Annotated in this window: 25 protein-coding genes; 4 read left to right on the top strand and 21 right to left on the bottom strand. The window is 69.8% G+C overall.

What is annotated here, in order from left to right:
* Positions 1-22: 22 nt before the first annotated feature.
* Positions 23-988 carry a non-homologous end-joining DNA ligase gene (gene ligD, locus BJ988_RS11815; protein WP_179658170.1) on the bottom strand — a complete coding sequence of 322 codons (966 nt, stop codon included), beginning with the start codon at positions 986-988 and terminating at the stop codon, positions 23-25.
* A 102-nt stretch (positions 989-1,090) separates the two neighbouring features.
* Here ligD and BJ988_RS11820 point away from each other — a divergent pair, with 102 nt between their 5' ends.
* Positions 1,091-1,606 (top strand): SigE family RNA polymerase sigma factor, encoded by a 516-nt coding sequence (locus BJ988_RS11820; RefSeq protein WP_179658171.1) that lies wholly within the window; start codon positions 1,091-1,093, stop codon positions 1,604-1,606.
* Positions 1,603-2,400: a hypothetical protein gene (locus BJ988_RS11825; protein ID WP_179658172.1), complete on the top strand. Its 798-nt coding sequence runs from the start codon at positions 1,603-1,605 to the stop codon at positions 2,398-2,400. The genes BJ988_RS11820 and BJ988_RS11825 overlap by 4 nt, the downstream gene beginning before the upstream one ends.
* Positions 2,401-2,404: 4 nt before the next feature.
* Here the strand turns inward: BJ988_RS11825 and BJ988_RS11830 are convergent, their stop codons facing one another.
* The 15 genes from BJ988_RS11830 to BJ988_RS11900 all read right to left on the bottom strand — a co-directional run bounded on the left by BJ988_RS11830 (position 2,405) and on the right by BJ988_RS11900 (position 19,728).
* On the bottom strand, positions 2,405-3,880 hold the full coding sequence (locus BJ988_RS11830; protein ID WP_179658173.1) for a transcription antitermination factor NusB: 1,476 nt from the start codon (positions 3,878-3,880) through the stop codon (positions 2,405-2,407).
* Positions 3,864-4,784, bottom strand: a complete 921-nt coding sequence (gene fmt / locus BJ988_RS11835; RefSeq protein WP_179658174.1) for a methionyl-tRNA formyltransferase — start codon at positions 4,782-4,784, stop codon at positions 3,864-3,866. Before fmt ends, BJ988_RS11830 begins: the two co-directional genes overlap by 17 nt.
* On the bottom strand, positions 4,784-5,329 hold the full coding sequence (gene def, locus BJ988_RS11840) for a peptide deformylase (protein WP_179658175.1): 546 nt from the start codon (positions 5,327-5,329) through the stop codon (positions 4,784-4,786). Before def ends, fmt begins: the two co-directional genes overlap by 1 nt.
* Positions 5,330-5,396: 67 nt before the next feature.
* Entirely contained in the window at positions 5,397-7,499 is a 2,103-nt protein-coding gene (locus tag BJ988_RS11845) for a primosomal protein N' family DNA-binding protein (protein WP_179658176.1), read from the bottom strand.
* A 74-nt stretch (positions 7,500-7,573) separates the two neighbouring features.
* On the bottom strand, positions 7,574-8,773 hold the full coding sequence (gene metK, locus BJ988_RS11850) for a methionine adenosyltransferase (RefSeq protein ID WP_179658177.1): 1,200 nt from the start codon (positions 8,771-8,773) through the stop codon (positions 7,574-7,576).
* Positions 8,774-8,900: 127 nt separating this feature from the next.
* On the bottom strand, positions 8,901-10,112 hold the full coding sequence (gene coaBC / locus BJ988_RS11855) for a bifunctional phosphopantothenoylcysteine decarboxylase/phosphopantothenate--cysteine ligase CoaBC (protein WP_179658178.1): 1,212 nt from the start codon (positions 10,110-10,112) through the stop codon (positions 8,901-8,903).
* Between the two features lie 69 nt (positions 10,113-10,181).
* Entirely contained in the window at positions 10,182-10,508 is a 327-nt protein-coding gene (gene rpoZ / locus BJ988_RS11860) for a DNA-directed RNA polymerase subunit omega (RefSeq protein WP_179658179.1), read from the bottom strand.
* A 7-nt stretch (positions 10,509-10,515) separates the two neighbouring features.
* Positions 10,516-11,151, bottom strand: a complete 636-nt coding sequence (gmk, locus tag BJ988_RS11865; RefSeq protein WP_218860793.1) for a guanylate kinase — start codon at positions 11,149-11,151, stop codon at positions 10,516-10,518.
* Complete coding sequence (gene mihF, locus BJ988_RS11870; RefSeq protein ID WP_179658180.1) at positions 11,148-11,468, bottom strand: integration host factor, actinobacterial type; 321 nt, start codon at positions 11,466-11,468, stop codon at positions 11,148-11,150. The genes gmk and mihF overlap by 4 nt, the downstream gene beginning before the upstream one ends.
* Before the next feature lie 175 nt (positions 11,469-11,643).
* Entirely contained in the window at positions 11,644-12,093 is a 450-nt protein-coding gene (locus BJ988_RS11875) for a hypothetical protein (protein WP_179658181.1), read from the bottom strand.
* 186 nt (positions 12,094-12,279) lie between these two features.
* The gene (gene pyrF, locus BJ988_RS11880; protein ID WP_179658182.1) at positions 12,280-13,107 is read right to left on the bottom strand and encodes an orotidine-5'-phosphate decarboxylase; all 828 of its coding nucleotides are present in this window, start codon (positions 13,105-13,107) and stop codon (positions 12,280-12,282) included.
* Positions 13,104-14,144: a quinone-dependent dihydroorotate dehydrogenase gene (locus BJ988_RS11885; RefSeq protein ID WP_179658183.1), complete on the bottom strand. Its 1,041-nt coding sequence runs from the start codon at positions 14,142-14,144 to the stop codon at positions 13,104-13,106. The genes pyrF and BJ988_RS11885 overlap by 4 nt, the downstream gene beginning before the upstream one ends.
* Positions 14,141-17,476, bottom strand: a complete 3,336-nt coding sequence (gene carB, locus BJ988_RS11890; RefSeq protein WP_179658184.1) for a carbamoyl-phosphate synthase large subunit — start codon at positions 17,474-17,476, stop codon at positions 14,141-14,143. Before carB ends, BJ988_RS11885 begins: the two co-directional genes overlap by 4 nt.
* A 3-nt stretch (positions 17,477-17,479) precedes the next feature.
* On the bottom strand, positions 17,480-18,631 hold the full coding sequence (carA, locus tag BJ988_RS11895; protein WP_179658185.1) for a glutamine-hydrolyzing carbamoyl-phosphate synthase small subunit: 1,152 nt from the start codon (positions 18,629-18,631) through the stop codon (positions 17,480-17,482).
* 155 nt (positions 18,632-18,786) lie between these two features.
* Positions 18,787-19,728 carry an AIM24 family protein gene (locus BJ988_RS11900; RefSeq protein ID WP_179658186.1) on the bottom strand — a complete coding sequence of 314 codons (942 nt, stop codon included), beginning with the start codon at positions 19,726-19,728 and terminating at the stop codon, positions 18,787-18,789.
* Between the two features lie 113 nt (positions 19,729-19,841).
* Between BJ988_RS11900 and BJ988_RS11905 the strand changes: the two genes are divergently transcribed.
* The gene (locus tag BJ988_RS11905; protein ID WP_218860795.1) at positions 19,842-20,357 is read left to right on the top strand and encodes an endonuclease V; all 516 of its coding nucleotides are present in this window, start codon (positions 19,842-19,844) and stop codon (positions 20,355-20,357) included.
* A 3-nt stretch (positions 20,358-20,360) separates the two neighbouring features.
* Here the strand turns inward: BJ988_RS11905 and BJ988_RS11910 are convergent, their stop codons facing one another.
* Positions 20,361-20,948: an NUDIX hydrolase gene (locus BJ988_RS11910; RefSeq protein ID WP_218860797.1), complete on the bottom strand. Its 588-nt coding sequence runs from the start codon at positions 20,946-20,948 to the stop codon at positions 20,361-20,363.
* A 167-nt stretch (positions 20,949-21,115) separates the two neighbouring features.
* On the opposite strand from BJ988_RS11910, the gene BJ988_RS11915 reads away from it, so the two are divergent.
* Positions 21,116-21,307 (top strand): type II toxin-antitoxin system VapB family antitoxin, encoded by a 192-nt coding sequence (locus BJ988_RS11915; protein ID WP_179658188.1) that lies wholly within the window; start codon positions 21,116-21,118, stop codon positions 21,305-21,307.
* A 7-nt stretch (positions 21,308-21,314) separates the two neighbouring features.
* Here the strand turns inward: BJ988_RS11915 and BJ988_RS11920 are convergent, their stop codons facing one another.
* From BJ988_RS11920 to BJ988_RS11935, 4 genes are all read right to left on the bottom strand, one after another.
* Positions 21,315-21,743: a hypothetical protein gene (locus BJ988_RS11920; RefSeq protein ID WP_179658189.1), complete on the bottom strand. Its 429-nt coding sequence runs from the start codon at positions 21,741-21,743 to the stop codon at positions 21,315-21,317.
* Between the two features lie 98 nt (positions 21,744-21,841).
* Entirely contained in the window at positions 21,842-23,479 is a 1,638-nt protein-coding gene (locus BJ988_RS11925) for an ABC-F family ATP-binding cassette domain-containing protein (RefSeq protein WP_179658190.1), read from the bottom strand.
* A gap of 129 nt (positions 23,480-23,608) precedes the next feature.
* Positions 23,609-23,959: a DUF2200 domain-containing protein gene (locus tag BJ988_RS11930; protein ID WP_343051579.1), complete on the bottom strand. Its 351-nt coding sequence runs from the start codon at positions 23,957-23,959 to the stop codon at positions 23,609-23,611.
* Between the two features lie 10 nt (positions 23,960-23,969).
* Entirely contained in the window at positions 23,970-24,743 is a 774-nt protein-coding gene (locus tag BJ988_RS11935; protein WP_179658191.1) for a methyltransferase domain-containing protein, read from the bottom strand.
* Positions 24,744-24,873: the final 130 nt, after the last annotated feature.

Raw genomic sequence — 24,873 nt, forward strand, 5'->3', positions numbered from 1 at the left:
CTCGGTCGCCGGGCGACGTCGATCACCCGGCGTCGGGCTCCGGTGGTGTCTCGGCCCCGTCACGCTCGTCGCGGTCGGCCCATTCCAGCAGCGGCTCGATCGAGAACGGGTGGTCGTCGATGTCGGCGTGGAGATCTCCGATCTCCGCGAACCGCGCCGGCACCGTACGCATCGTGAAGTCGCGCGGGTCGACGTCCGCGGTCTCGTCCCAGGTGATCGGGGTGGAGACTCGGCCGTCGGCGACGCCGCGGATCGAGTAGGCACAGGCGATCGTGTGGTCCCGGGTGTTCTGGTTGAAGTCGACGAACAGCTGCGCCGGGTCGCGGTCCTTGCGCCACCAGGCTGTGGTGACCAGCTTCGGCGCTCGGCGCTCGACCTCGCGGGCGAAGGCGTGCGCGGCACGGCGTACGTCACCGAATCCGTGCTCGGCCGGGATCCGGACGTAGACGTGCATCCCCGAGCCGCCGCTGGTCTTCGGGTAGCCGACCGCGCCGAGCTCGTCGAGGAGCTCGCGGACGACGCCGGCGACGGTCTGCACGGTCGAGAACGGGCAGTCGGGACCGGGATCGAGGTCGATGCGCCACTCGTCGGGCTTCTCGGTGTCCTCGCGGCGGCTGTTCCACGGGTGGAACTCGACGGTCGACATCTGGACGGCCCAGATCACCGCGCCGAGCTCGGTCACGCAGAGCTCGTCGGCGGTGCGGCCCCAGCGCGGGAAGTAGAGGCGTACGGTCTCGACCCAGTCGGGCGCACCTTGCGGCAGCCGCTTCTGGTGCACCTTCGGTCCGGCCAGTCCCTTGGGGAACCGGTGCAGCATGCACGGGCGCTCCCACAGGGCGTTGACGATCCCCGGGCCGACGGCGAGGTAGTACTGCGCCACGTCGAGCTTCGTCGCACCGGTCTCTGGAAAGTAGACCCGGTCGGGGTTGGAGATCCTGACGACGCGGTTGTCAACCTCGATCTCCACCGATGGCGATGCCTTGACCATGCTCGCCAGCGTAGGCGCTGAGATGATGCGTCGAGACGAAACTCGCTCATCGAAACCCAGTGGGAGTGTCACGTGGCCTTCAGGTCGAGGCGTCGAGAGGGTGTGAGTACATCGACCGCGAGGCCGCCCACCGAGGAGTTCGCCGACTTCGTCCATTCGACGGGGAGCTCGCTCTACCGCACAGCGCTGCTGCTGACGGGTGACCATCACCTGGCCGAGGACCTGACCCAGACGACGTACGCCCGGGTCTTCGCGTCCTGGCGGCGGGTCAGCCGCGCCGACAACCCGGCGGCCTACGCACGACGTGTGCTCCTCAACGGATTCATCTCCCACCGGCGTCTGCGGCGAAACACCGAGACGCCGACCTCGAAGCTGCCGGACGACCCGCGCAGCGATGCCGACCCCAGCGCCCGGATCGACCTGCTTGCCGCCCTCCAGCGGCTGTCGCCGACCGACCGGGCCGTGCTCGTCGCACGCTATTGGGAGGACCGATCCGTGTCCCAGACAGCTGCCGACCTCGGACTGACCGAGACGGCCGTCCGCACCCGCTCGAAGCGTGCCCTGGAACGGCTGCGCCCGCTGGTTGCGGACATCTTCCCGGAGAGGACCACCCGATGAACGACCCAGAGACCAGCTTCCGTACGGCATTGCACGAGCGTGTCGCCGACCAGCACCCCGACTACGCCAGGATCTCGGCCGGCGCGATCAGCGCGGGCTCACGCATCCGGCGCCGCCGACGCATCACGGTGACCGTCGGCGCCGCTGCGGCCGTCGCCGCATTCGCCGCAGGTGGGCTGGGGCTCTCCCAGCTCCTGAACACGACCGCGGTCGACCAGGCGCCTCTCGGCGCCGCCGCACCGTCGGCGTCGGCTTCGACGGCACCCCTTGCCTCTGGGCAGAGCCTCGACGTCGGCGACGGGGTCACGGGGCAGGTCGTCACCAACGACGAGGCGAAGACGATGGACATCACGGTGCAGGCGGTCAGTGGTCTTCGGGGCGCCGGGACCGGCTTCACGATCGTCCTGTCCGGTCCGGCCGGCGCGGTCGAGCAGAAATGGAGCAACGACACGCTCCTCGAGGACTATCCCGGCGTCAGGATCGCCACCGAAGGCGCGCGCAAAGGGCTCGTCGACAAGGTTCCCGTCGAGCAGCCGCCCGGTTGGACGTGTGAGTGGTCGTTGATCGACGACAAGGCCTCCTGCACGTCCGAGGACGGTGGTGTGGCCGGCCTGGCGATCCGCCCGGCTAAGGACTACCAAGTGTGGAGCACGAGCCCCGACAAGGCAGGGCCCGGCTCGGGCGCCTACCTCACCGAGGTCCACGGCGACATCTTCATCAGCGTCCAGAGCGGGGAGGGCACCACCGACGCCGAGCTCGAGGCGTTCGCGAGCTCGCTCAGGTGGACCGACTGAGCCGCTACGGGGCGCGCCGCAGCAGCGCCAGGAACATCGCGTCGGTGCCGTGGCGGTGTGGCCACAGCTGCACGGTGCCTGCCATCGGCCCGGCGCTGTCGGGCACCGTGCCGACCGTGGCGCCGATCGGCTCGAGGACGACATCGGATCGGTCCTCGAGCACGCTCTGCACCACGCCCTTCGTCTCGGCCAGGACCGGCGAGCAGGTGGCGTAGAGCACCACGCCGCCCGGCCGGGTCAGGTCGAGCGCCCGGTCGAGAAGTGCGCGCTGGAGCTCGACGAGCACGTCCAGGTCGGTCGTGGCCCGACGCCATCGTGCCTCCGGCCGGCGGCGCAGCGCCCCCAGGCCGGTGCACGGGGCGTCGACCAGGGTCCGGTCGAAGCTCGCGTCCCTGAACGGAGGCCGGATCCCGTCGCCCGCCACGACTCCGGCGACCCCGGCCACCTGCGACCTGGCGGACCGGTCGGTCAGGTTGGCGAGGACGAGCCCGGCACGGTGCGGCTGGCGCTCGTTGGCGACCAGCGAGGCGCCCTGCTCGGCGGCCAGCGCGGCCAGCAGCGCCGACTTGCCACCCGGGCCGGCGCACATATCCAGCCACGACTCGTCGCGGTGGTCGTGCGGTCCCCCGTGGTCGAGCTTGTCGAGACCCGCCTCGGCCAGAGCGATCGCCACCAGCTGCGAGCCCTCGTCCTGTACGCCCGCACGCCCTTCGGCGACCGCGCTGACGCCTGCGGGCGACCCGGAGTCGAGCGTGACCCCATAGGGCGAGTAGGGCGTCGGCACGCCACCGAGCTCCTCGACCGTCGCCCGTCCGGGGCGGGCAACCAGCGTCACCGACGGCGGCACGTTGTCGGCCTCGAGCAGCGCGTCGACCTGGTCGCGGCCGACCGCCTCGGCGAGCCGCTCGACCACCCAGCGCGGATGGCTGAACGCAACCGCGGCCCAGCCGTCGTGGTCCCGCTCCTGAGCGGGTGCCACCTCGGCGATCCACTCGTCGAGGGGCTTGCGAGTGACCTTGCGCAGCACGGCGTTGACGAAGCCGGCCGGCCCTTGGCCGACCTTCGAGCGGGCCAGGTCGACGCTCGTCGAGATCGCGGCATGGTCGGGCACCCGCATCGACAGCACCTGGTGTGCTCCCAGCCTCAGCACGTCGAGCACCTTGGCCTCGACCTTGGCCAGCGGCCGGTCGATGCAGGCGGCCAGCACGGCGTCGTAGGTGCCCTGCTGCCGCAGCGTCCCCGAGGCCAGCTCGGTGGCGAAGGCCGCGTCGCGACCCTCCAGGCCGAGGCGGCCGAGGACGTGGGGCAGCACCAGATTGGCGTACGCCTCGTCGACCCGCACCGCCTTCAGCACCTCGAACGCGGCGAGCCGAGCCGGATCGACGGGCTTGGTGCCTCGTGCCCCGGATCGACGCGGCCCCTGCGGTCCTCTGCCCGCACCTGAAGGTCTACCCGGCTGTGTCCTATTCGAAGGCGACACCGGACTCCAGACGTACGCCGCGGGCCCAGTCCGCCGCCGGCATCTCCTTCTTGCCGAACGCCTTCACGCGGCCCAGGCGGACGGCCGTGGTGCCGGTGCCGACGAGGACCTCGTTCTTCCGAACGAGCAGCTCCCCAGGAGCCGCCGCGTTCTCGGCCAAGGAGACCGGCCCGACCTTGAACCGCTCGCCGTCGAGCAGCGTCCAGGCCCCAGGCGCCGGGGTGCAGGCCCGGATCTGGCGGTCGATCGCGGGCGCCCCCTGAGTCCAGTCGATCTGGGCGTCCTCCACCGTGATCTTCTCGGCGTAGGAGATCCCCTCGGAGGGTTGCTCACGCGCCTCCAGCGAGCCGTCCTCGATGCCGTCGAGGGTGCGGACCAACAGCTCGGCTCCACCCTCGGTGAGCTTCTCGAAGAGAGACCCGGAGGTCTCGTCCGACGCCAGCGCCTGGGTCATGGTGCCGAAGACCGGGCCGGCGTCCATCGCCTTCACGATCCGGAACGTGGTGGCACCGGAGATCTCCTCGCCGGCCCAGACCGCGCGCTGCACCGGAGCGGCGCCGCGGTAGGCCGGCAGGAGCGAGAAGTGCAGGTTGACCCAGCCGTGCGGCGGGATGTCGAGCGCCGACTGCGGCAGCATCGCACCGTAGGCGACCACCGGGCAGCAGTCGGGCTCGAGCGCCTTCAGCGCGGCCTGGAACTCGGGCTCGCGAGGATGCTCCGGCTTGAGGACCGGCACCCCGAGCTCCTCGGCCCGCTGGGCCACGGGCGAGGGCACCAGCCGCTTGCTGCGTCCCTGCGCGGCATCGGGCCGGGTGACGACACCGACGAGCTCGTGGCGCGAGTCGGCGATCGCGTCCAGGGAGGGGACGGCCACCTCGGGCGTACCCGCGAAGACGACCCGCATCAGAATCCGAACCCGTTCGTGGCGTGCGGCGAGATCTTCACCTTCGGCTTCTCCAGGCCGAACCACTCCGACTGCCGGATCTCCTTCATCGCCGCCTTGCGCGCAACCTCGTCGAGCCGGTCGATGAAGAGGATGCCGTCGAGGTGGTCGGTCTCGTGCTGGATGGCTCGGGCGAGCAGCTCGGAGCCTTCGATCGTGACGGGCTCGCCGTGCATGTCGAAGCCCTTCGCCACCACCGACAGGGCACGGCGGCAGTCGAACGTGAGGTCGGGCAGCGACAGGCAGCCCTCTGACCCGTCCTGCGTCTCCTCCGACAGGCTCAGGTCCGGGTTGATCAGATGGCCGACCTGGCCGTCGACGTACCAGGTGAAGACCCGCAGGCTCACCCCGATCTGCGGAGCGGCCAGTCCGGCACCGGGCGCTTCGAGCATGGTGTCGGTCAGGTCTGCGACGAGCTTGCGCAGCTCCTTGTCGAAGTCGACGACCTCGATCGCTGGCTTGCGCAGCACGGGGTCGCCGAAGAGCCGGATGGGCTGGACTGCCACTGTTCTCCTAGGTGGTCGAGCGTGTCGGGACCACAATACGTGGGCTGCGGGCCAGACCCAGATCCGCTCAGAGCGTCGGCGGATCCACCTGGACCCGAACAGGGTCGAGCTTGCGGGCGGAGCGCACCCGCTGCAGCTCGCCGAGCGCCTCGGTGAGCTTCGTCCCGAGGGTGCGCGGCACACGCACGACCGCGCGCAGCCGCGGTTCTCCGGTGGAGGTCGGCTCGGCGGGGACCGGGCCCAGCACCTCGGCGCCCGGCGGCAGGGCCAGCAGGGTGAGTGCGTCGTCGAGCGCACCGGGCGTGCCGGTGATGGTGGCCAGCCTTGATGCCGGCGGGAGGTGGGCCTCCTGCCGCGCCGACGCCTCACGCTGGGCGAACCCGGGCTGGTCCCACCGCACCAGCGCCTGCAGCACCGGCAGCGCCGGGTCACCGACGGCCAGCACCCGCCCGCCCGGCCGCACCAGCCCGGCGGCATTGCTCCACCGTCGCAGCGCCTCCTCGTCGGTGCGCAGGTCCGGTCGTCCCAGCAGCAGCCAGGTGTCGAGCAACAGCACTGCGGCATACCCGCTGCTGGGGTCTGAACGAAGTGGCCCCGAGCCTGTCGAGACCACGGGCTCGGCGCCGATGGTCGCGACCACGATGGCCGGCGTGTCCGGCACGGTCTGCCTGACCGCGCCTGCCGAGGACGTCACCACTCGAGTGCCGGCGAAGGATCGCCCCATCTCCTCGGCCGTACGGGCCTCGCCGATGATCGGGGCCCTCAGCCCGAACCCCCCACAGGCCCCACATGCCCAGGCCGTCTCGGCGTGACCGCACCAGCCGCACGTCGGGGGCGCGGCCGGTCCGCCGAGCTGCAGCGGCCCCTGGCAGGCGGGGCACCTGGCCGGCGTACGGCATCTGTCGCAGGCCAGCGAGGCGGCATAGCCCCGCCGCGGGGTCTGCAGCAGGACCGGCCCGGTGGCGAGGGCGGCGCGGATCACCTCGTGGGCCTCGCGGGGCACCCGGGAGGCACGGGTGAGCGGGTCCTTCTCGAGGTCGAAGTCGGTGTCACCGGTGATCTCGATGCTCACTCGCTGCCTGGCCAGGGCGCGCGTCGGCCGGATCTCCTGCGCCCAGCCGGTCTCGGTCAGGAACCCGGCCTCCACCGTCCGCGCGAAGCCACCCACCAGCGCGGCCGCCTGCTCCTGCTCGGCCCGGAGCAGCAGCACGTCGCGAGCGTGCGGATAGGGCGAGCGCTGTTCGGCGAGCAGGTCGTCGCCGTCGTCCCAGACGACCACCAGGCCGAGGTGGTGCACCGGCGCGAAGGCGGCCGCACGGGTGCCGATCGCCACCTTGACCGCACCCCGGGAGACCCGCAGGAACTCCCGGTAGCGCTGGGCCGGGCCGGCATCGGCGGCCAGCACGGCATGCTGCCCCTCCCCCAGCACCTTCGTCATCGCGGTGTCGAGACGGGCTAGATCCTTCCAGTCCGGCACCACGACCAGCGCGCCGCGACCGGAGTCCAGCGTCGCCGCGGCCGCGTGAGCGATCAGGTCGGCGTGATCGCTGCCGGCCGCGGCGTGCCAGACCGCGCGCGGGGCGCCGCCGGCGGCGAGATGTCGCAGGAACGCGGCTGCCGGCTCGTGGCCGGCCCATGCCGCCGCCGCGGCGTCGGCGTCGAACCGACCTCCGGCCGGGGCGGCCGAGGACGCCTCCTTCTCCGTCGAGGCGTGCCGAGGAGGCACAGCGAGCCGGAGCACGTCGGCCCGGGCGCCCGCGTAGCGCCGGGCGACCGAGTCGCTCAGCGCGGCCACCTGCGGGGTGAGCACCACCTCCGAGCTGACCACCCGCTTGAGCGGCTGCAGGTTCGCGATCTCGGAGGCCTCCGCCCGCGCCACGACGAATCCGTCGACGTCCTTGGGCCCGAACCGCACCTTGACCCGCACCCCCGGCCGCGCCTCCTCGGCCATCGAGGCCGGGACCGCGTAGTCGAACGGCTTGTCCAGGTGAGCCATCGGCAGGTCGACCAGGACCTTGGCGACCGGATCGACCTCGGCGACCGACGCCTCAGCTGCCTTCCGCGCCCGCGTGGCAGCGGCCTTCGCGCGCCCCTCCTTCACCCGGTCGCGAACCAGCCCGGGCAGCTCGAGCTCGGCCGCCCCGGCTGCCTCTTTCGCACCCCGGTTCACATCTGCACTTCTACCAGCACGCACCGACAGAGAAGGGCCCCGGTCGATGACCAGGGCCCTTCCTCCGGATGAGATCAGGCGCCGGCAGCAGCCTTGAGCGCGTCGGCGCGGTCGGTGCGCTCCCAGGTGAACTCGGGGAGCTCGCGGCCGAAGTGACCGTAGGCGGCGGTCTTGGCGTAGATCGGGCGGAGCAGGTCGAGGTCGCGCAGGATCGCGGCCGGGCGGAGGTCGAAGACCTCCAGGACGGCCTTCTGGATGTTGGCCTCGGGCACCGTGTGGGTGCCGAAGGTCTCCACGAAGACACCGACGGGCTGGGCCTTGCCGATGGCGTAGGCGACCTGGACCTCGGCGCGACGGGCCAGGCCCGCGGCGACGATGTTCTTCGCCACCCAGCGCATGGCGTACGCGGCCGACCGGTCGACCTTCGAGGGGTCCTTGCCGGAGAAGGCACCGCCGCCGTGGCGAGCCATGCCGCCGTAGGTGTCGACGATGATCTTGCGGCCGGTCAGGCCGGCGTCACCCATCGGGCCACCGACGACGAAGCGGCCGGTCGGGTTGATGTGGAGCTTGTAGCCGTCGAAGGGGACCGAGGCCTTGAACTGCTCGAGCACCGGCTCGATGACGTACTTGGTGATGTCGGCGTGCAGCTGCTCCTGGGTGGTCTCCTCGGAGTGCTGGGTCGAGAGGACGACGGTGTCCACACGGACAGCGCGGCCCTCTTCGTCGTACTCGATGGTGACCTGGGTCTTGCCGTCGGGACGCAGGTAGTCCAGCGTGCCGTCCTTGCGGACCGCGGTCAGCTTCTCGGCCAGCGTCTGCGCCATCTTGATGGGCAGCGGGAACAGCTCGGGCGTGTCGTCGCAGGCATAGCCGAACATCAGACCCTGGTCGCCGGCACCCTGCAGGTCCAGCTCGTCGACCGAGCTGTCCAGGCGGTGCTCCTCGGCGGTGTCGACACCCTGGGCGATGTCCTGGCTCTGCGCACCGATGGCGACCTGCACACCGCAGGAGTGACCGTCGAAGCCCTTGAGGGAGGAGTCGTAGCCGATGTCGAGGATCTTCTGACGCACGAGCTGAGCGACCGGCGCGTAGGCGTCGGTGGTCACCTCGCCGGCCACGACGACCAGGCCGGTGGTGAGCAGGGTCTCGACGGCCACCCGGCTCTTGGGGTCGTGCTCGAGCAGGTAGTCGAGCACCGTGTCGCTGATCTGATCGGCGATCTTGTCCGGGTGCCCCTCGGTCACCGACTCCGACGTGAAGAGACGTCCGGTCACGTGTAGCTCCGTTTCACAGGTTCGTGTGGGTGTTCAGGTAAGAAACGTCAGTCGTTCTGGTCGACAAACATAGACCCCGAACCCCAGGACCGTTGGGCTGGTCCTCATCGTGGCGCGTGGCGTGTCGTCAGTTTGTGGGCTGTTCATCCATTCGTAAGACGATCTGGTCCCAGATCACCTCGGCGAGGGCTGATTTGGCCCCCTCCTGCACGTCGACATGGCCCCCGTCGGCGCCCAGGATGACCGCCTTGTTGACCTCGCTGCCGAAGACGGCGCCACCGCTGACGTCGTTGACGACGAGCAGGTCGCAGCCCTTCCGCTTCAGCTTGGCCGCGGCCAGGTCGAGCACCGAGCCGGTCTCGTCGCCGGTCTCCGCCGCGAAGCCCACCACGATCTGCCCCGGCTTGGTGCGGTGATGCGAGATCTCGGCCAGGATGTCCGGGTTCTGCATCAGCTCGATCGTCGGCGCCGACCCGTCGGCCGCCTTCTTGATCTTGGCCTCGCTCACCCCGGTCGGGCGGAAGTCGGCCGGAGCGGCGGCCATGACCACCGCGTCCGCACCGGCCGCCGCGGAGACCACGGCGTCGCGCAGCTCGGCGGTGGTGCCGACACGTACGACCTTCAGGCCGGCCGGGTCGGGGAGGGTCACGTTGGCGGCGACCAGGGTCACCTCGGCCCCACGGGCGGCCGCGGCACGGGCGATCGCGTAACCCTGGAGTCCCGACGAGCGGTTGCCGAGGTAGCGGACCGGGTCCAGATACTCCCGGGTGCCGCCGGCCGAGACCACGACGTGACGGCCGACGAGGTCCGTCCGGCCGCCGTGGACGAGCACGGCACGGGAGAGCTCGAAGATCTCGGCCGGCTCGGGCAGTCGGCCCTTGCCGGTGTCCTTACCGGTCAGCCGGCCCTCGGCGGGCTCGATCACGATGTTGCCGCGCTCGCGCAGCGTGGCCACGTTGGCCTGGGTGGCTGGGTGCTCCCACATCTCGGTGTGCATCGCCGGGGCGAAGACGACCGGGCAGCGCGCGGTGAGCAGTACGTTGCTGAGCAGATCGTCCGCGAGGCCGTGGGCCGCGCGGGCGAGCGTGTTGGCGGTCGCGGGCGCGACCACGACGAGGTCTGCCTGCTGACCGATGCGTACGTGCGGGACCTCGGTGATGTTCTCGAAGACGCCGGTGGCGATCTCCTTGCCCGACAGCGCCGCCCAGGTGGGGGCGCCGACGAACTCGAGGGCGGAGGCCGTGGGGACCACGGTCACGTCATGGCCGGACTCGGTGAACCGGCGCAGCAGCTCGGCCGCCTTGTAGGCGGCGATGCCGCCGGCGACTCCCAAGACCACTTTCGGCCGCCGCTCGTCGAGAGCAGCGGCCGGGGTGGTGCTGTTGGTGGACAGCGGAAGACCTGAGGATCAGGCTTCGGCGGCGGGCGCTTGGGCGGCAGCCGCCTGAGCAGCGCCCTGAGCGGCCAGCTCGGCCGGGTCGATGTCCTCGCAGGTCAGCAGATCCTCGTTGATCTCGCGCAGCGCGATCGAGAGGGGCTTCTCCTGGACGTGGGTGTCGACGAGGGGGCCGACGTACTCCAGCAGGCCCTCCCCGAGCTGCGAGTAGTAGGCGTTGATCTGGCGAGCCCGCTGGGCGCTGTAGAGAACCAGCTTGTACTTGCTGTCGGTCTTCGTCAGCAGGTCGTCGATCGAGGGGTTGGTCACGCCCTGGGCGTCGATCTGAGGGGCAGCCACGTGAGCCTCACTTGTCGGCTTGGTTGGATTTCTTGCTCGGAAGCCCGAGCGTCATCAAGGTTACCAACTCATCGGCTGCCTGATGAACTTCGTGGTTCACGATGGTGATGTCGAACTCCTTCTCCGCCGCCAGCTCGACCCGCGCGGTCTGCAGTCGCCGCTCGCGTTCTGCCTCGGTCTCGGTGCCACGACCGACCAGGCGACGGACGAGCTCTTCCCAGCTCGGCGGGGCCAGGAACACGAAGATGGCCTCGGGCATGGTCTCGCGGACGAGCCGGGCGCCCTGCAGGTCGATCTCGAGCATCGCCGGGCGGCCCTCGGCCAGCGCCTTGTCGACGGGGCCTCGAGGGGTGCCGTAGCGCGCCATGTTGTGGACCGTGGCCCACTCCAGGAGCTCGCCGCCGGCGATCATCGCGTCGAACTCCTCGTCGGAGACGAACAGGTAGTGCACCCCGTTGACCTCGCCCTCGCGAGGCTTCCGGGTCGTCGCCGAGACGGACAAGAAGACCTCGGGGTGGCCGTCACGGACCGCCGCTGAGACGGTGCCCTTGCCGACCGCGGTCGGGCCGGCCAGGACGACCAGTCGGTTCTCCTGGCTCTCGCCCGCTCCGGCCGTCGTCTTCTCGTCCGTCATCAGACTCATCGCCGAGCGAACTCCTCGACCAACGCGGCCACCTGCTTGGGGCCGAGGCCCTGCACACGGCGGCTCATCGCGATGCCGAGACGCTCCATCATCTGGGTCGCCCGCACCTCACCGAGGCCGGGGTGGGAGGTGAGCAGGTCGATGACCTTCATCTTGCCGACGACCTCGTTCTTCTTCCCCTCCTCGATGACCTCGGCGACGGACATGCCGCCAGTGCGGACCTTGTTCTTGACAGCAGCCCGCTCCTGGCGCGATGCCGCGGCTTTCGCCAGCGCGGCAGCGCGCTGTTCAGGGGTGATGTCCGGAGGCAGAGCCACGAAGACTCCCTTTCACGTTCAAGTGTGTAGTCGACAGGGCAACCGGGTCGCGCGGTACTAGGGATCGAGCCCCCCGGCTGAGCGCTGAAATAAGCGCTCGCGCCAATCTAGCCATTACGTTGCCGCAGCGGCAATCGGGGTCGCCTAACTCGCGTCCATCTGGTTGCCGGCTGGTTCAAAGCGTCAGCGAGGTGTGGCAGACATCTCGCGCCTGCTGCTGGACGCGTACGGATGCCTCCTGTGTCTTCGTGCCGCTCACCTGCGTGGCCGCGTCGGCGATCTTCTTCGCCTCGGCCTCGGAGACCCCCTCCGGCGGCTCACCGTGCTCGAAGTCGGCGGCGCTGACGCCGGCCTCCTCCAAGGCGACGTTGAGCCCGGAGATCGCGGTCGTGAGCGTCTTCCAGTCCTTCCTGATGTCCTCGGGTGCGTTGCGCTCGAGGTCCTCGAAGACCGGCAGGGCTGCGATCAGCCCACTGGTGTCGCCCTCCCCCAGCGTCTTCGTCAGCTCCGCCTGGTGCCCCTTCAAGGTCTCGCAGTAGTCGTCGATCGGGTCGCCGCACGCGGTCAGGGTCGTGGCGAGCATCGGGACGACGAGAAGCTGGACGGCCATCCGGAGACTGGTCATCGGTCCAGTCTGCCAGTCGCTGGCGGGGGCTGTGCGATAGGGCCGAGCGCGACCGGGGTGTGCGATAGCGCGTTGGGGTGGTGCGCGCAGGGATATCCGGTCGACCGGGTATCCCTGGACTTGACGGGTGTTTCAGTGCCCGTCAAGTCCAAGTTTTCCCGGTCGACCGGGTATCCGACAGACGGCTCAGCCGAGCTCGTCGCGCAGCCGCAGCGCCTCGTCCCGCAGCGCAGCGACGCTCGGACCCTTGCGGAGCAGGCCTCGGCTGGTGCTGGCGACGACGCTCGCGTTGGCGGCGCCGAAGATGCGGGCGAGGTCGGCCGAGGTGCCGCCCTGCTCACCGAAGCCAGGCGCCAGGATCGGGCCGTTGAATCCGAAGTCGTACGCCACGCCGGCGCCGTCCGCCCCGTCGATCGTCGCGCCGACGACCGCGCCGAAGGAGCCCAGGGGCGTCTCCGCCTCGTTGAGCCGGCGCAGGTGGTCCAGCATGACCCGCCCGACGCTGCGGCCGTCCTCGACCGTCGCGTGCTGCACCTCGGGGCCCTCCTTGTTGGAGGTGAGGGCGAGCACGAACAGGCCGGCGTCGAACCTCGTCGCCGTCTCCACGAACGGCGTCAGCGAGCCGAAGCCCAGATAGGGGCTCACCGTCACCGCGTCGGAGCCCAGCGGGCTCGCGGGATCGAGGTAGGCGTCGGCGTACGCCTGGCTGGTCGAGCCGATGTCGCCGCGCTTGATGTCGAGGAGCACCAGCGCGCCGGCGGCCTTCGACTCGGCGATGACCCGCTCCAGCACCGCGACGCCGCGGGAGCCGAAACGCTCGTAGAAGGCGCTCTGCGGCTTCACGACGGGCACGTGGGGCGCCAGGCCCTCGACCGCCGTCAGGGCGAACTTCTCCAGCCCGGCCAGGTCGTCGTTCAACCCCCAGTCGAGCAGCAGCGAGGCGTGCGGATCGATCCCGGCACAGAGCCTCCCCCGCTCGGAGAGAGCGGCGGCGTAACGAGCACCGAAGGTCATGGGCGGACCCCGTTCGCGATGCGCCGTGCGTAGAGCGGGCCCTCGTAGATGAACCCGGTGTATCCCTGCAGCAGGTCGGCACCGGCCGCGAGGCGCTCGCGGGCGTCCTCGGTTGTGGTGATGCCACCGACACCGATGAGGGTCATCTCAGCACTGACCCGGCTGCGGAGCAGCCGCAGGACGTCGAGCGCGCGCGCCTTGAGCGGGGCGCCGGAGAGGCCCCCGTTGCCTGCGGTGGTGATCTCGGCGGGCGCCGAGGCGAGGTGCTCGCGACCGATGGTGGTGTTGGTCGCGATGATCCCGTCCAGTCCGATCGCCATGGCCAGGTCGGCGACCTCGACGACGTCGGAGTCGGCCAGGTCAGGGGCGATCTTGACCAGCAGCGGGACCCGGTGCTTGGTCACCTGGTCGGCGATGGAGCGGACATGCTCCAGCAGCGGCTGCAGCTTCTCCACCGACTGCAGGCTGCGCAGGCCGGGCGTGTTGGGCGAGGAGACGTTGACGACCAGGTAGTCGGCATAGGGGGCCAGCAGCCGCGCCGACTTGGCGTAGTCGGCCTCGACGGCCGTCTGATCGTCCTCCGGCACCAGCTTCGTCTTGCCGATGTTGATGCCGAGGATCGGACCGCCGGTGGCGGTGCCGCGCCGCTCGAGCCGGCTCGCCAGCCGAGCGGCGACCGCCTCGGCGCCGTCGTTGTTGAAGCCCATCCGGTTGATCACGGCGCGGTCGGCGGGCAGCCGGAAGAGCCGCGGCGCGGGGTTGCCCGGCTGGCCCTCGCCGGTGACCGTCCCGATCTCGACGTGGCCGAACCCGAGCCCGCCCAGCGCGTCGATGCCGACCGCGTTCTTGTCGAAGCCAGCGGCAAGCCCGATCACGTTCGGGAAGGTGAGCCCCAACGCGTGCACCGGCGATCCGGGCGTACGCGCCTTGGCCAGCGCCGGACCGGCGGCCCGGATCGCAGCGAAGGCCTGCTGGTGGGCACGCTCCGGATCCGTCTTCGTCAGTACCTTGTCGAACAGGGTCCGGTAGGCCTTCACTTCGAGGACACCCCGCCGTCGTGGTGTCCGACGATGTCGCGCCACTCCTGCAGGCTGCGTACGTCGATCTCACCGCGCCGCAGCGCCTCGATGCCCTGCACGGCGGCGCCGAGGCCCTGGACCGTGGTGATGCAGGCGATGTTGGCCATCACCGCGGCGGTGCGGATCTCGTAGCCGTCCATCCGGGCGGACTTCGCGTTGGAGGTGCCGTTGGGCGTGTTGATGACCAGGTCGACCTCGCCGTCGAGGATCCGCTGCACGGTGGTCTTCTCACCGTCGGGCCCGGTGCCCTCGGAGTGCTTGCGCATCAACCGCGAGGGCACACCGTTGCGGCGCAGCACCTCGGCGGTGCCCTCGGTCGCGAAGATCTCGAAGCCGTGGTCGGCGAGCACCTTGATCGGGAAGATCATGGTGCGCTTGTCGCGGTTGGCCATGCTCACGAAGATGCGGCCCGAGGTCGGCAGCGGACCGAACGCGCCGGCCTGGCTCTTGGCGAAGGCGCGACCGAAATCGGAGTCGAGCCCCATGACCTCGCCGGTCGACTTCATCTCCGGGCCGAGCACGGTGTCGACCTGCTGGCCCTCCGGCGTGCGGAACCGGTTGAACGGCATGACCGCTTCCTTGACCGCGATCGGCTGGTTCGGCGGCAGCGCTCCGCCGTCGCCCGTCGCCGGAAGGACGCCGGCCGTGCGCAGCTGCGCGATCGACTCACCGAGCATCACCCGTGCCGCGGCCTTGGCCAGCGGGGTCGCGGTCGCCTTGGAGACGAACGGGACCGTGCGGGAGGCCCGCGGGTTGGCCTCGATGACGTAGAGCACGTCGGAGCCGAGGGCGTACTGGATGTTGAGCAGTCCGCGTACGCCCACGCCCTCGGCGATCGCGAGGGTGGCGACGCGGATGCGCTCGACCTCGGCAGCGCCCAGGGTGATCGGCGGCAGCGCGCAGGAGGAGTCACCGGAGTGGATCCCGGCCTCCTCGATGTGCTCCATGACGCCGCCCAGGAACAGCTCGGTGCCGTCGTAAAGGGCGTCGACGTCGATCTCGACGGCGTCGTCGACGAACTTGTCGACCATCACCGGCTTGTCAGGAGTGACCTCGGTCGCGGCCTCGATGTAGGAGCGCAGCGCCTCGTCGTCGTAGACGATCTGCATGCCGCGGCCGCCGAGGACGTAGGAGGGACGCACCAGGACCGGGTAGCCGATCTCGGCCGCGATCTCGCGGGCCTCGGTGAACGTCGTGGCCATGCCGTGCTTGGGCGCGACCAGACCGGCCTTGGCCAGCACGCGGCCGAAGGCGCCGCGCTCCTCGGCCAGGTGGATGGCCTCGGGGCTGGTGCCGACGATCGGTACGCCGTTGTCCTTGAGCGCCTGCGCGAGACCCAGCGGGGTCTGGCCACCGAGCTGACAGATGACTCCGACGACGGGCCCTGCCTGCTGCTCGGCGTGGACGATCTCGAGCACGTCCTCCAGGGTGAGCGGCTCGAAGTAGAGCCGGTCGGAGGTGTCGTAGTCGGTCGAGACCGTCTCCGGGTTGCAGTTGACCATCACGGTCTCGTAGCCGGCCTCGCTGAGCGCGAGGGAGGCGTGCACGCAGGAGTAGTCGAACTCGATCCCCTGGCCGATCCGGTTGGGACCGGAGCCGAGGATGATCACGGCCTCCTTCTCCCGGGGCGCGACCTCGGTCTCCTCGTCGTAGGAGGAGTAGTGGTACGGCGTACGCGCCTCGAACTCGGCCGCGCAGGTGTCGACGGTCTTGTAGACCGGACGGATGTTCAGCGCGTGGCGTACGCCGCGGACCACGTCCGCGGTCATGCCGCGCATCTTGCCGAGCTGGTAGTCGGAGAAGCCGTGGCGCTTGGCGTAGCGCAGCACGTCGGCAGTCAGCTCGGGCGAGGCGATGATCTCCTGGGCGATCTCGTTGATCAGGAAGAGCTGGTCGATGAACCAGGGGTCGATCCGGGTGCTCTCGAAGATCTCCTCGGGCGTCGCGCCGGAGCGGATCGCGTCCATGACCCGCTTGAGCCGGCCGTCGGTCGGGACCTTGATCTCCTCCAGGAGCGCGGGCTTGTCGAGCTCGACGATCTCCTGGGTCCAGTCGAAGACCGCCTCGGGCTTCTCCAGGCTCCGCAGCGCCTTCTGCAGGGCCTCGGTGAAGTTGCGGCCGATCGCCATCGCCTCGCCGACGCTCTTCATGTGGGTGGTCAGGGTCGTGTCGGCGCCCGGGAACTTCTCGAAGGCGAAGCGCGGGACCTTGACGACGACGTAGTCGAGCGTGGGCTCGAACGACGCGGCGGTCGAGCCGTTGGGCCCGGCGGTGATGTCGTTCTCGATCTCGTCGAGGGTGTAGCCGATCGCGACCTTGGCGGCGATCTTGGCGATCGGGTAACCGGTCGCCTTGGAGGCCAGCGCGGAGGACCGCGAGACGCGCGGGTTCATCTCGATGACGATGATCCGCCCGTCGGCCGGGTTGACCGCGTACTGGATGTTGCAGCCGCCGGTGTCCACGCCGACGGCGCGGATGATGCCGATCGCGAGGTCTCGGAGCTCCTGGTACTCGCGGTCGGTCAGCGTCAGCGCCGGGGCGACGGTGATCGAGTCACCGGTGTGCACGCCCATCGGGTCGAGGTTCTCGATCGAGCAGACGATGACCGAGTTGTCCTTGCGGTCGCGCATGACCTCGAGCTCGTACTCCTTCCAGCCGAGGATGGACTCCTCCAGGAGCACCTCGGTGGTGGGGCTGGCCGCGAGGCCGGCGCCGCCAAGACGCCGCAGCTCGGTCTCGTTGTACGCGAACCCCGAGCCGGAGCCACCCATGGTGAAGCTCGGCCGGATCACGACTGGGTAGCCGAGCTCCTCGGCACCGGCGAGCAGGTCGTCGATGCTGTGGCAGATGACCGACTTTGCGCTCTCGCCGCCGAGCTCGGCGACGATCTTCTTGAACTCCTCGCGGTTCTCGCCGCGCTGGATGGCGTCGATGCTCGCGCCGATCAGCTCGACGTCGTACTTCTCCAGGATCCCGCGCTCGTCGAGCGCCACCGCGCAGTTGAGCGCAGTCTGGCCGCCGAGGGTGGCCAGCAGCGCGTCGGGGCGCTCCTTGGCGATGACCTTCTCGACGAACTCGGGGGTGATCGGCTCGACATAGGTCGCGTCGGCGAACTCCGGGTCGGTCATGATCGTGGCCGGGTTGGAGTTGACCAGGACGACCCGGATCCCCTCCTCGCGCAGCACCCGGCAGGCCTGGGTGCCGGAGTAGTCGAACTCGCAGGCCTGGCCGATGACGATCGGGCCGGAGCCGATCACGAGCACGGACTTGATGTCCTCGCGCTTGGGCATCGCTCAGACCTCCTTCGCCATGAGAGAGATGAACCGGTCGAAGAGGTAGGCGGCATCGTGCGGGCCGGCCGCTGCCTCCGGGTGGTACTGGACCGAGAAGCCCTTCAACTTTCCGGTCTCGGCGTCCTTGAGCTCGAGGCCCTCGACGCAGTCGTCGTTGAGGTTGACGTGGGAGACGGTCGCGACGCCGTACGGCGTCTTGGTCTCCTCGTCGATCGGCGCGTCGACGGCGAAGCCGTGGTTGTGGGCGGTCACCTCGACCTTGCGGGTGGTGAGGTCCATGACCGGCTGGTTGATCCCGCGGTGGCCGTACTTCAGCTTGTACGTCCCGAAGCCGAGCGCGCGGCCGAAGAGCTGGTTGCCGAAGCAGATGCCGAAGTAGGGGATGTTCTCGGCCAGCGCCGCCTGGAGCAGCTCCACCTGGCCGGTGGTCGCGGCCGGGTCGCCGGGGCCGTTGGAGTAGAAGAGCCCGTCAGGACCGCCGGAGTCGGCGCCGACCGCCTTGACGTCCTCGAGGGTCGCGGTCGCCGGGAGCACGTGCACCTCGATGCCGCGCTCGGCCATCCGCTCCGGGGTCATCTCCTTGATCCCGAGGTCGAGGGCCGCGACGGTGAACCGCTTCTCCCCCTTGGCGGGCACGACGTACGCCTCGGCGGTGCTGACCGCGTCGGAGAGGTTCGCACCGCTCATCTCGGCGGAGGCCAGCACCTTCTTCAGCAGCACCTCGGGGTCGGTGTCGATCGTCGAGATCCCGACGCGCATCGCTCCGCGCTCGCGCAGGTGGCGGGTCAGCGCGCGGGTGTCGATCCCGCTGATGCCGACCACGGACTGGTCGCGGAGGTCGTCGTCGAGGGTGCGCTTGGCGCGCCAGTTGGAGGAGACCCGGGCAGGGTCGCGGACGACGTACCCGGCCACCCAGATCCTGCGCGACTCCGGATCCTCGTCGTTCACGCCGGTGTTACCGACGTGCGGCGCGGTCATCACGACCACCTGCTGGTGGTAGCTCGGGTCGGTCAGCGTCTCCTGGTAGCCCGTCATACCGGTGGAGAAGACCGCCTCGCCGAAGGTCTCACCCTCGGCGCCGAACGACTCTCCCCGGAACGTTCGACCATCCTCGAGTACGAGGATTGCTTCTTTGTGGGCATGCAGCGGCACGCCGTACCTCCTTCTCCGCCTCACAGGACGGTGCTTAAAGGATGTCGGTCAGTTGCTGGTGACAGTATCAAGCAGATGCCGGTTGACGGCAGTTGGCGTCCGCCGCGTACGCCACCGGTGTGACGTACGCGGCAGTCGGCCTGTCCGGGTCGGACTCAGCTGTGCGAGTGGGGCGGGACGACCCCACCCTCGGACGGCTGCACGATGACGAAGCCGGCGCCGTGGAAGGCGACCTGGAACGCCTCGCCGCTGCCGCGGCCGATGAGCGCACCGGCGGTGAACGACTTCTGCAGGCTGGTCTGCAGACCGAGCGACCAGCCGACCACGGCGTTGGTGTCGGCGAAGGTCGGAGCCTCGGCGGCGTTGAGGACCACCGGGTCTCCCTGGGTGGTCACGGCGATCCAGCCGGTGCCGTGCAGCGTCGTGTTGAAGAGGCCGCCGGTGAGCATGCCGGCGCCCTGGACTCGTTCGATGTTCCACTGCAGGCCGCCGGAGAAGGCGAGCACGTGATCACCGTTGATCGAGATCCCGGAGTTGTTCAGCTGCAGGATGTGGACCTCCTTGGCGGAGTCGGCCAGGAAGACGTCGCCCTGGCCCTCGACACCCATCAGGCTGAGCCCCTCACCGGTCACGGCCCGCTTGAGGAACTTGCCCATGCCACCGCTCTGGTACTTGAACTCGACGTTGCCCTGGTAAGCCACCATCGAGCCCTGGCGTGCCTGGAACGGCTCCCCGACGCGTACGCGCAGGAGCCTCTTGTTCTGCAGCACCGCGCCGCTGCCCTCGATCTCGGCGAAACGGCCGTCGACCAGCTCACCGGAGATCCCCGCGAACGGGTCGCCCGTGGGCTGCTGGACCTGGGCCGCCTGCTGCCCGTACTGACCCGCGCCGGCCTGCGCCTGACCGCTGTCAACGTGCACGGGCTGTGCCGAGCCGACCTGCGTCGGCGCCTCCTGCTCGACGCTGACCTGAGGTGGCGTCAGGGGCGCCGTCGACTGCTGCCCGCCCGTGGACACGTGCTCGGTCCACTGGCTCCCGTCGTAGTAGCGAAGCTCGGCCTGACCGGTCGGGTCCGGGTACCACGCTGCGTCCGTCATCTCCACCCTCTGAAAACTTCGGCCGACCCATCTCAGTCGGCTCCGGTCCATCCTGGCATGCGGCCGATGTCCCGCCCACCCGTGTTCCACACGTCTCGCCCTATTCTGTGACCGTGGCGACGAGGTTCGGGGCGACCGATGCCCACTACCCAGCCTCCGGAGGTGGCCACGCCGCGCTCGTGGTGAGCGGCGAACCGGAGTTCGGATCGATCAGCGAGCAGGTGACGGCCTGGCTCGACGAGGTCGCCGACTATGCCCCAGGCAGGTTCTACGAACGGGAGCTGCCCGCGTTGACGGCCCTGCTTGCCGAGGTCGACCCGCTCGACGTACTCATCATCGACGGGTACGTCGACCTCGACCCGGCTGGACGGCCCGGCCTCGGATGGCATGCCTGGGACGCAGGGCTCGCGCCTGCTGTCATCGGCGTCGCCAAGACCAGCTTTCGCGCCGCAACCCACGCCGAGCAGGTGCTGCGCGGATCCTCGACCAGGCCGTTGTACGTCACGGCCGCCGGCATGCCACGGACAGATGCCGCCGACCTGGTCCGCAACATGTCCGGCACCGCCCGCCTCCCCGACGCCCTGCGACTCGTCGATCGACTTGCCCGCGCTGTGAGCGGTGCCGACTGAGGCTCAGGCACCGAGGGTCTTCAGCTTGTCGAGCATCCGGCCCATGTGGGGGTCGAACAGTCCCGGGTCGGCGGCGCGGATCTCCGCGGGTGTCCACCAGCGCACGCCGGCGTACTCCCGCTCGTCCGGCTCCAACGGGTCCTGACGGTCATGGGCGAGGACGAACCAGAGACTGACGTCGGTGTGCGGGTCGGGGCGGTCGGAGCGGGTGGTGTTCACGGTGATGAACAGCGGGCGTGGTCCGAGGTCCGGGTGGAATCGCGCCTCCACACCGAGCTCCTCGACGCATTCACGACGCGCGGTGTCTGCGGGATTCTCGTCTGGCTCGACGTGACCGCCCGACGGCAGCCAGAGGCCCGACTTGCGGTGGTCCCCCAGCAGGATGTGGCCGGTGACCGGGTCGACGAGCAGGAAGTAGGAGACCAGATGTTTGGCCGGCTCGGTCGGAGCGGTGGTGCGCCGGAACACATCTTCGGTCACGCACAGCCAAGCCGACGCGTCGGCGATGTGGCCGCTCTCCACCGCGTCCATCGGCTCGATCGAGTCCACCATGATCGAGATGTCGGTCAGCAGTCGGTCCTCCGGGCTCATGGTCGGGCAGCCTAGAGACGACCACCGACATTTGACTCGGACATTCGGCTGCACCCAGCCCCAGGTGAGTGCGACACGTTGTGACGGTCGTCGCAGGTCATTGCGTTGCACGGTGGGCACCGCTAGCGTTTTGCTGTTTCATCCAGCTTTCCGTGCGGGGGTACGCCATGACCGAGACGTCGATCAGCATCGATGAGGAGCTGTTGGCCGAGGCGAGGAAGGTTGCCGGGACGACGACCAACCAGGCTGCCATCGACCATGCCCTGCGCGACCTGGTCGATCGGGAGACGGCCGCCGTCGAGTTCGATCGCATCGTCGAGCGCGAGCTCGGCGACACGAAGGTCACGCTGGAGTTCTAGGCTCGCCTCAGGCGACCCTCTGGCCGATCGCGTCTGCGGGGATCGGCCAGAATTCGGTGTCGGTCGCGAGGTGGACGACTCCGACCGGGACAGCAGCAGCTCGACATGCTTCGTAGAGATCGGCCGCGTTCTTCTGGTCGGTCGGGCTCGGGGGGCCGTCGTCCGGCCGGCACAGCAGGAACTCCACTCGGTCGAAGCCCATGTCGGACACCAGATGACTCATCACCGTCGCAACGCTCTCAGCGCCGTCGGATCCGATGTCGGCGGGCATGTCCTCGATCTGGCTCAGCTGCGGGAACGGGACGCCGTCGGCGCCGACGAACATGAACCACAGGCGTGGCTCGGGCCAGCCGAGCGGGTTGATCAGGTGCCGCCAGGCGGCCTCGACGTCGGCCTGGGTGCGGAGGACTGGAGCGTACGGAGTCTTGTCGGTCATGGGTCCACCGCACCACGGGTCGCGGGCGGGGACAACGAGGATCTGAACGCCTGTGGACAACTCGGCTCATCCACAGGCGTTCGCCCGCAACTGGCCCGTCAGGGCTCGATCCGGTGCTCCGGACCCGACCAGCGCCGGCGCAGCCAGCGGTCGTGAGAGGCGACGACGATGGTGCCGGGCGTGACCCCGATCGCCTCCTCCAGCTCGCCCGCCAAGTTGAGCGAGATGTGGTTGGTCGGCTCGTCGAGGAGCAGCAGGTCCGGGCCGGTGGCGATGGCGATCGCCAGGTCGAGCCGGCGTCGCTGGCCCACGCTGAGCGCGCCGACCGGCCGGTTGAGGTCGCGCGGATGCACCAGGCCCAGGTCACGTAGCGGCACCTGGGCCGCCAGCGCCTCCCCGACCGTCTCCCGGTAGACGTCGTCGACCTTGCGGCGCAGATCTCCGAACTGAGGGTCCTGGGTGAGCTCCTCGACGTGCCGGGCGCTGACCTGGACCTCCCCGGAGGTCGGCTTGACGCGACCGGACAGCACCCCGAGCAGCGTGGACTTCCCACTGCCGTTGGGGCCGGTGACCAGCAGGTGCTCCCCCGCCATGATGTCCAGGATCGGCAGTCTGACCCGACTCTCGACGATCAGGTCGCGGACGACGACCATCCGGCCGCTGGCACCGGCAGCCGACAGCGCCGCGTTGAGCCTCAGGGGCGCCGGCGGCTTGCGCACCTGCCCCTCCTCGGCCTCCTCCAGACGCCGGTTGGCGTCCTTCTTGCGACGTGCGACGGTCCGCTCGACGTTGCTGCCCTTGAACTTGTAGATGAACTTGTCGTTGTCGGTCGGGCCGCGGTTGTGAGCGATCGCGTCGTTGCCGATCTTGGTCGCGGTACGAAGTCGCTTGAGCTCCTCCTGCTGCTCCGCGTAGGTCTGCTCCCACCGCTCGCGCGCGGCCTTGCGTGCCTCCTCATAGGCAGTCCAGCCACCGCCGAAGAGACGACCGCCGGTGCCGTCGGTGCCGAAGGCCGTCGGGTCGAGGTCGAACAGCCCGGTGGCGACCTCGTCGAGGAACACGCGGTCGTGGGAGGCCATCAGCACGACGCCGGGCAGCTCACGCAGGAACTCCGCCAACGCCGCGACCGCCTCGTCGTCGAGGTGGTTGGTCGGCTCGTCGAGCAGCAGTGCGTCCGGCCGGCGGGTGATCGCGGTCGCGAGGGCGAGCCTGGTTCGCTGACCGCCCGACAGGGTGCTGATCGGGCGGTCCCGGTCGAGTCCGCTCAGACCGAGGCGTTCCGCGGCCAGGATGGCCCGCCGGTCGGCGTCCCAGGCGTCGTGTGCGACCGCGAAGTCGAGCGCACTCGCATAGGTCTCGGAAACCTCGGGATCGTCGAGCCGGTCGGCGAGCGTCTCGACCGTGGCGACAGCCTCGCGAAGCGGGCGCAACGTCGTGGCGAGTACGTCCTCGATGCTCGCCGTGTCCCGGAACGGCGGCTCCTGCGGCAGCCAGACACAGTCCTCAGGCGCCTCGACCGTGCCGCTGCGCTGGGCGGTGCGCGGCAGCGCCGGATTCGAGGGTGAGTCTGCGATGGCGCGGAGCAACGTGGACTTGCCGACGCCGTTCTCCCCCACGAGCGCGATCCGCTCCCCTGGGGAGACGGTCAGGTCGATCCCGGTGAGGACGGAGCCGTTGCGGAAGGAGACGGACAGGTCGCGGACGACGATCGGTCCAGAGATGACGGAAGATGACATGAGAGCGCTGCCTTCGGGTTCAAGGACGACCCGCCGGGCATCTGCCTCGGGCGCGGGTCGGGGTCAGCGCGAGATCTTCATGATGCGACAAGCGTACGTGGTCGGCGACAGCGCCGTCCAACTGGTTTCTCAGCCGCGCAGGATCTTCTCCATGGCCTTGCCCTTGGCCAGCTCGTCGACGAGCTTGTCGAGGTAGCGCACCTGGCGCATGACCGGGTCCTCGATCTCCTGGACGCGTACACCGCAGACCACACCGGTGATCAGGTCGGAGGCCGGGTTGAGGTCGGCGGCGGCGAAGAAGTCCTCGAAGCTCGTCTCGGCCTCGATGTGCTTGGCGATCGCATTGTCGTCGAACCCGGTCAGCCAGGTGATGACCTGGTGCAGCTCAGCCTTGGTCCGGCCCTTCTTCTCCACCTTGGTCACGTAGTGCGGGTAGACGGAGCCGAAGGGCATCTTGTAGACGCGCTCGAGGTTATCCACGTCCCCGAGCCTAACCCGGCCGCTCCGCGACGAGCTGGTACATCCCGGCGATGCGTACGAACGGCTCCTGGTCGCACAGCGCACGCTCGAGCTCGAGGAGCGCGTCGAAGTAGGCGGGATCGTTCTTGGCCTCGTTGTCGGTGAGGAGGTCGTTGGCGATCCTGGTGCCGAAGCGGCCGGTCAGGCGAAGCCCGGCAGCGGCGAGCTCGGCCTCGAGGTCGGGGGCCGAGACCTTGCGTACGTCATGGTCGAAGGTCACGGTGCGCTTGGTGTCGGCGTGCAGTTCGGTGAGCGCGGCCTCGGGCCCGTCCGTGACCAGCTGGCGCAGCACCATGCTCGCCGGGTTGGGGACCATCACCGACAGCCGGCCGCCGGGCCGGACCGCGGCCGCCAGGCGGCGTACGTCGCCGGCGTCGGCCGGCCGATAGTGGAGCACGAAGTGGCACAGCACCAGATCCCACTCGCCCTCGGACAGTTCGTCGAGGCCGCCGACGAGCGTGGTGAGCAACGCGCCGGCCTCCGCCGCCCGCCGCTCCGCCTCGGCCAGCCAGGACGCGGACGGATCGAGGATCGTGACCTCGTGCCCGGCCAGAGCAAGAGGGAGCGAGTCCATCCCGTCACCGCCACCGACGTCGAGGATCCGCAGCCGCTCGCCCTGGTTCTCGGCCAGCTCGGCACACTGGCCCGCGAGGATCTCCTCGATCACGGTGTAGCGGATGCGGGCCCAGGGGGTCTCGGTGTAGGCGCGCCACTGTTCGAGCTTGTCGGAGAAGACGTCGGTCATGGCGGTGGAGCCTAGCCACACCTGGTGCCACAGCCCGCGCCGGCTGCACCGGCACACCCTGCCGCAGGGCGAACGAAAATTCGTTCGCCCTCCCAGGACTCGCCGCGGCAGCCGACCGCGAATCAGCCGA

The organism is Nocardioides panzhihuensis (assembly GCF_013408335.1).
GTDB lineage: Bacteria > Actinomycetota > Actinomycetes > Propionibacteriales > Nocardioidaceae > Nocardioides > Nocardioides panzhihuensis.

Excerpts from the sequence above, each read along its gene's own strand:
- ligD (WP_179658170.1), bottom strand. The coding sequence starts at position 988 with ATGGTCAAGGCATCGCCATCGGTGGAGATCGAGGTTGACAACCGCGTC.
- BJ988_RS11825 (WP_179658172.1), top strand. The coding sequence starts at position 1,603 with ATGAACGACCCAGAGACCAGCTTCCGTACGGCATTGCACGAGCGTGTC.
- fmt (WP_179658174.1), bottom strand. The coding sequence starts at position 4,784 with ATGCGGGTCGTCTTCGCGGGTACGCCCGAGGTGGCCGTCCCCTCCCTG.
- gmk (WP_218860793.1), bottom strand. The coding sequence starts at position 11,151 with ATGAGTCTGATGACGGACGAGAAGACGACGGCCGGAGCGGGCGAGAGC.
- BJ988_RS11875 (WP_179658181.1), bottom strand. The coding sequence starts at position 12,093 with ATGACCAGTCTCCGGATGGCCGTCCAGCTTCTCGTCGTCCCGATGCTC.
- pyrF (WP_179658182.1), bottom strand. The coding sequence starts at position 13,107 with ATGACCTTCGGTGCTCGTTACGCCGCCGCTCTCTCCGAGCGGGGGAGG.
- carB (WP_179658184.1), bottom strand. The coding sequence starts at position 17,476 with ATGCCCAAGCGCGAGGACATCAAGTCCGTGCTCGTGATCGGCTCCGGC.
- BJ988_RS11900 (WP_179658186.1), bottom strand. The coding sequence starts at position 19,728 with ATGACGGACGCAGCGTGGTACCCGGACCCGACCGGTCAGGCCGAGCTT.
- BJ988_RS11910 (WP_218860797.1), bottom strand. The coding sequence starts at position 20,948 with ATGAGCCCGGAGGACCGACTGCTGACCGACATCTCGATCATGGTGGAC.
- BJ988_RS11915 (WP_179658188.1), top strand. The coding sequence starts at position 21,116 with ATGACCGAGACGTCGATCAGCATCGATGAGGAGCTGTTGGCCGAGGCG.
- BJ988_RS11920 (WP_179658189.1), bottom strand. The coding sequence starts at position 21,743 with ATGACCGACAAGACTCCGTACGCTCCAGTCCTCCGCACCCAGGCCGAC.
- BJ988_RS11925 (WP_179658190.1), bottom strand. The coding sequence starts at position 23,479 with ATGTCATCTTCCGTCATCTCTGGACCGATCGTCGTCCGCGACCTGTCC.
- BJ988_RS11935 (WP_179658191.1), bottom strand. The coding sequence starts at position 24,743 with ATGACCGACGTCTTCTCCGACAAGCTCGAACAGTGGCGCGCCTACACC.